General features: G+C 71.7%; 3 protein-coding genes and 1 pseudogene. 1 reads left to right on the top strand and 3 read right to left on the bottom strand.

Going from position 1 to position 4,809, the window contains the following annotated elements; genetic code table 11:
* Positions 1 to 138: 138 nt before the first annotated feature.
* From VJS38_RS03980 to VJS38_RS03970, 3 genes and pseudogenes are all read right to left on the bottom strand, one after another.
* Positions 139 to 784, bottom strand: a pseudogene (locus VJS38_RS03980) (IS630 family transposase); the annotation flags it as partial.
* A 244-nt stretch (positions 785 to 1,028) separates the two neighbouring features.
* Positions 1,029 to 2,543: a 2-polyprenylphenol 6-hydroxylase gene (ubiB, locus tag VJS38_RS03975; RefSeq protein WP_324086856.1), complete on the bottom strand. Its 1,515-nt coding sequence runs from the start codon at positions 2,541 to 2,543 to the stop codon at positions 1,029 to 1,031.
* A gap of 109 nt (positions 2,544 to 2,652) precedes the next feature.
* Positions 2,653 to 3,417 (bottom strand): class I SAM-dependent methyltransferase, encoded by a 765-nt coding sequence (locus VJS38_RS03970; RefSeq protein ID WP_324086855.1) that lies wholly within the window; start codon positions 3,415 to 3,417, stop codon positions 2,653 to 2,655.
* A 155-nt stretch (positions 3,418 to 3,572) separates the two neighbouring features.
* Between VJS38_RS03970 and VJS38_RS03965 the strand changes: the two genes are divergently transcribed.
* The coding region (locus tag VJS38_RS03965; protein ID WP_324086854.1) for an MgtC/SapB family protein at positions 3,573 to 4,809 on the top strand (1,237 nt) is incomplete at its 3' end.

Genomic DNA, 4,809 nt, shown 5'->3' with positions numbered 1-4,809 from the left:
ACCCGGTCCGCGAACTCCATACAGGCCAGCGGCGTGTGAAAGGCCGCATCAATCAGGCCGGACACACGGAAGCACCTGAACCTGCGCGCACCACCTCTTCTCAGAATCCTCTTGCATCCGAAGGGGCGTCCACACACGGACATAGGCGAGGAAGGCCTCGCCGTTGATCGGTCCGTCGAACAGGCAGGGCGCCTCGATGCGGTCGCACCGCAAAGCGGCGATGAAGGTCATGGTCTTCCAGCGGCCGAACGGGGCCTTGGCCTTCAGCCGCTCGCCCCTGGGACACCAGCCGCGCAGCGGCGTCATGTTGGTCTTGGCCCAGGTCTCGTCGATGAACACCAGGCGTTCAGGGTCGATCAGCCCCTGGCGCTGCTTCCACTGTTCACGCCGCCGGGCGACGTCGGGGCGATCCTGCTCCTTGGCGAACAGGCTTTTTTTTGAAGCTGAGCTTCTCGGCGTGGAGGAACTCCCACACCTGCCGACGATCCACCTTCAGCCCACGCTCCGCCAGGAGCTCGCCCACCAGCTGGCTGATCGTGAACGCCTGGTCCGGCTGGCAGCGGGCGATCAGCCACTCGGCGTGATCGCCGCTCAGAACCCGCCTTTTGTGACCGCCGACCTTGCCGGGCGCGACACTCCCTGTCGTCCGGTAGCGCCGAACCCAGTGCACCGCCGTGCTCACCGCAATCCCAAAGCGAGCCGCAGCCTGATTCCGCGACAGTCCCTCCTGCTCGACCGCCGCCACCACCCGGTCCCGAAGATCCATCGAATAAGGTCGGGTCATCCCTGCTGGCCTCCCGTCCCAGCAGGAACCTTGAATCAGACCTCCGCTGATTTGTGAATCCAACGATTCATTCAAACCTCAACCCGCTCTAGCTAGAGCGTTCGGCGGTTCGAACGCACCGCCGAACGCTCATAAGTTCTTGAAGTTAGACCATTCGCTGCGCCGAACCGGCGTCCACTTCGGCGGCGAATGGTCTAGGGCCGACAGGGCGCAAGCGCCGTCCCTCCCCGTTAAGGGCGGGAGGCTACCGCAGCCACATCCCCGCCAGGAACGCCAGCCCCGAGGTCAGGGCGCCGAGGGCGAACCAGAGGACGACGTGGCGGTCGCGCTCCGCGGCCGGCGGGGCAGGGGGCGGGGCCTCGGTCGGCGGCGCGGCCGCCAGGCGGGCGAGGTTGCGGACGGCCTGCTCGGCCTCTTCCGCCAGCCGGCGGATGCGCGTCGCCGGCGACAGCTCGCGGGCGATCCAGCGGCGGACCACGGGCTCGGCGGCGGACCAGATGTCGTGTTCCGGATAGATCCGCCGGGCGACGCCCTCGACGGTCATCATGGTCTTCTGCAGCAGCACCAGCTCCGGCCGCAGGCGCATGTCGAAGAGGGCGGTGATCTCGAAGAGCTGGGTCAGGACCCGGCTCATCGGCACCTCGCTGGCGGCGCGGCCGAACACCGGCTCGCCGACGGCGCGCAGCGCCTGGGCGAACTCGGCGACGCTGTGCGTGGCCGGGACGTAGCCGGCGTCGAAGTGCACCTGGGCCACGCGGGGGTAGTCGCGCTGCAGGAAGCCCCACAGGATCTCCGCCAGGTAGCGCCGCTCGGGCGCGCCGAGCCGGCCGATGATGCCGAAGTCCACCGCCGTGATCTGGGCCGGCGCGGCGACGAACAGGTTCCCCTCGTGCAGGTCGGCGTGGAAGACGCCGCGGTCGAGGGCCTGGGACAGGAAGGCCCGGATCAGGTTGTCGGCCAGCTGGCGCCGGTCGAGGCCTGCTTGCGCCAGCGCCGCCTCGCCCGAGAGCGGCAGGCCGCGCGCCCACTCCATGGTCAGGGCCCGCTTGCCGACGCCTTCCCAGACCACCTTGGGCGCGCGCATGTAGCCGTCCTCGGCCATCACCTCGCCGAGCTCGTCGGCGCCGGCGGCCTCGAGCCTGAGGTCCAGCTCCAGCTCGGTGGCGCGGATCACCGTCCGGGCGAAGGCCCGCGGCTCCAGGCGCCGGGCCAGCGGCGCGAGCCGCTCGACCAGGCGCGCGGCCAGCATCAGCACCTCGGCGTCCTCGGCCACCCGCCGGGCGATGCCCGGCCGCAGGATCTTCACCGCCACCTTGCGGCCGTCGAGCAGCACCGCTTCGTGGGCCTGGGCGAGCGAGGCGGCGGCGACCGGCCGGCCGAACTCGGCGAACACGGTGTCCAGCGGCCGGTCCAGCACCCGCTCCAGCTCCTTGCGGGCGGTTTCCATCGGGAACGGCGCCAGCCGGTCCTTCAGCCGCGAGAGGTCCTCGGCGAACTCGCGGCCGAAGATGTCGGCGCGGGTGGAGAGCAGCTGGCCGAGCTTGATGGCCACGGGGCCCAGCCGTTCGAGCGCGTGCGCCAGCCGCTCGCCCGGCCGGCCCTCGCGCGCCTGGCGCCCGGCCGCTAGCCTCAGCGCCCGCGACAGCGCCGCGAGCGGCGGCGGATAGAGGGCGTCAAGCTCGCGCGGCAACAGCGCGTCGTTGCGCGCCAGCATCCAGCCGGCGCCGATCAGCCGCCCGAACGCGGCGGGCCCGCTCACGGGCTAGAGCCTTTTCCCGCCGAACGGAATTGTTCGTCGGGATTAAAAAGGCTTGTTTTCAATAGTTTAGAGCGTGACGGGCGCCGGAACCGGCTTCCACTTCCGGCTGTCACGCTCTAGCCGCCCGGCCGGTGTGCAGGGCCGCGACCCCGCCGCTGAAGTTGGTGAACCCGACGCAGGCGAAGCCGGCCTCGGCGATCATCGCGGCGAAGGTCCGCTGGTCGGGAAAGCGGCGGATGCTCTCCACCAGATACTGGTAGGAGTCGCGGTCGCCGGCGACCCGCGCGCCGATCTGCGGGATCACCTTGAAGGAATAGGCGTCGTAGAGCTTCTGCAGCGCCTCGGCGGTGGGCCGGGAAAACTCCAGGCAGAGGAACCGGCCGCCGGTCTTCAGCACCCGGCGCGCCTCGCGCAGCGCGGCGGCGACGTCGGTGACGTTGCGGATGCCGAAGGAGATCACATAGGCGTCGGCGCAGCCGTCCGGCAGCGGCAGCCTCTGGGCGTCGCCCACCGCCCAGGCCATCTCCGGCTCAGCGCCCTTCTCGCGGCCGGCGGCGATCATCTCGGCGTTGTAGTCGATGACGAAGACCCGGGCGTCGTCCCCGCCGCGGCGCGCCTGGACGCGCCGGGCCATCTTCGAGAAGCGCCGGGCCATGTCGCCCGTGCCGCCGGCGCAGTCGACGATCAGCTCGCCGGGCTGCGGATTGAGCCGCGCGGCCACGGCGTCCTTCCACAGCCGGTGCACGCCGCCGCTCATCAGGTCGTTCATCAGGTCGTAGCGCTTGGCCACGCGGTCAAAGACGCCGCGCACCAGGCCGGGCTTGGCTTCAGGGTCGACGTCGCGAAAGCCGAAGGTGGCGGCGGGTCCGATCATGGGAACGCTCTTAGCCCCGCAGTCGCGGCGCTCCAAGGCCCCCAACCGCCGATCCGGCCGTCCGTGCGTGCATTGGCGGGTTTCGCCCGATGGACTATGGCCGTGCACGGCGCAGCCTGCGATGGTCGAGGCTCGCCTCAAGGAGGCCGCGGACCGTGAACGCGCCGCTCCTGAACATGTTGGTCGCCCTCGGGGCCGGGGCCCTGATCGGCCTCGAACGCGAACGCGCCAGCGCCGCCAGCCGCGGCGGCGAGGCGGTCGCAGGCCTTCGGACCTTCTCCATCGCCGCGCTCGCCGGCGCGGTCGCCGTCCAGTGCGGCGGCGCCGCGCTCCTCGGCGTCGCAACGGCCGTCGTGGCCGTGCTGGCGGGCGTGAGCTACTGGCGCACGTTCCGGTCCGAGGACCCGGGACTGACGACCGAGCTGGCCTTCGTCTTCACCGTGCTGATCGGCGGCCTGGCGATGGAGGCGCCGAACGTCGCCGGCGCCGCGGCGGTCGTCACCGCCCTGCTGCTCGGCGCGCGCGAGCGGCTGCATCATTTCGCCAGCGCCGTCCTGACCGAGGAGGAGCTCCGCTCCGCCCTGGTGCTCGCGGCGGCGGCCATCGTCGTGATGCCGCTGCTGCCGAACGCCCAGATGGGCCCGTTCGACGCGCTCAATCCCCGGTCGGTGTGGCGGCTGGTGGTGCTGGTGCTGCTGATCGGAGCGGCCGGCCATGTGGCCACGCGCCTGCTCGGGCCGCGGTTCGGCCTGCCGGTCTCGGGCCTCGCATCCGGTTTCGTGTCCAGCTCCGCCACCATCGGCGCCATGGGCTCGCGCGCGGCGGAGGAGCCGGGCGTGCTGGGGGCCGCCGCCGCCGGCGCGGTGCTCTCGACGGTCGCCACAGTGGTGCAGATGGCGGTGGTGCTCAGCGCCACCAGCCAGGCCGCCCTGCGGGAGATGGTGATCCCGCTCGTCTGCGCGGGCGTCGCCGCGGCGGGCTACGGCGTGGTCTTCACCCTCTCGGCGATCCGCCAGAAGACCGAGGGCGCCTCCGCCGGCGAGGCCCTCAGCCTGAAGACGGCGCTGATCTTCGCCGGAACGCTGTCGGTCGTGCTGCTGATCTCGGCGGCGCTGCGCCACTGGTTCGGCGAGGCCGGCGCGATCGTCGCGGCCGCGCTGGCGGGCTTCGTCGACACCCACGCCTCGGCCATCTCCATCGCCTCCCTGGTGGTCAACGGCCGCATGGAGCCGGCGGAATGCGTGGTCCCGATCCTGGCCGGCTTCACCACCAACTCGGTCACCAAGGTGATCGTCGCCGTGGCCGCGGGGGGCCGCGCCTTCGCGCTGCGGGTGGTCCCGGGCGTGCTGTTGGTCGCGGCCGCGGCCTGGGCCGGCGCGCTGGTCGTGCTCG

This window comes from Phenylobacterium sp. (genome assembly GCF_035276905.1).
Taxonomy (GTDB): domain Bacteria; phylum Pseudomonadota; class Alphaproteobacteria; order Caulobacterales; family Caulobacteraceae; genus Phenylobacterium.
This window is presented reverse-complemented; position numbering and strand designations above follow the sequence as displayed.

What these genes read in the sequence shown, in the direction of transcription:
- VJS38_RS03970 (WP_324086855.1), bottom strand. Translation starts at nt 3,417, where the DNA reads ATGATCGGACCCGCCGCCACCTTCGGCTTTCGCGACGTCGACCCTGAA.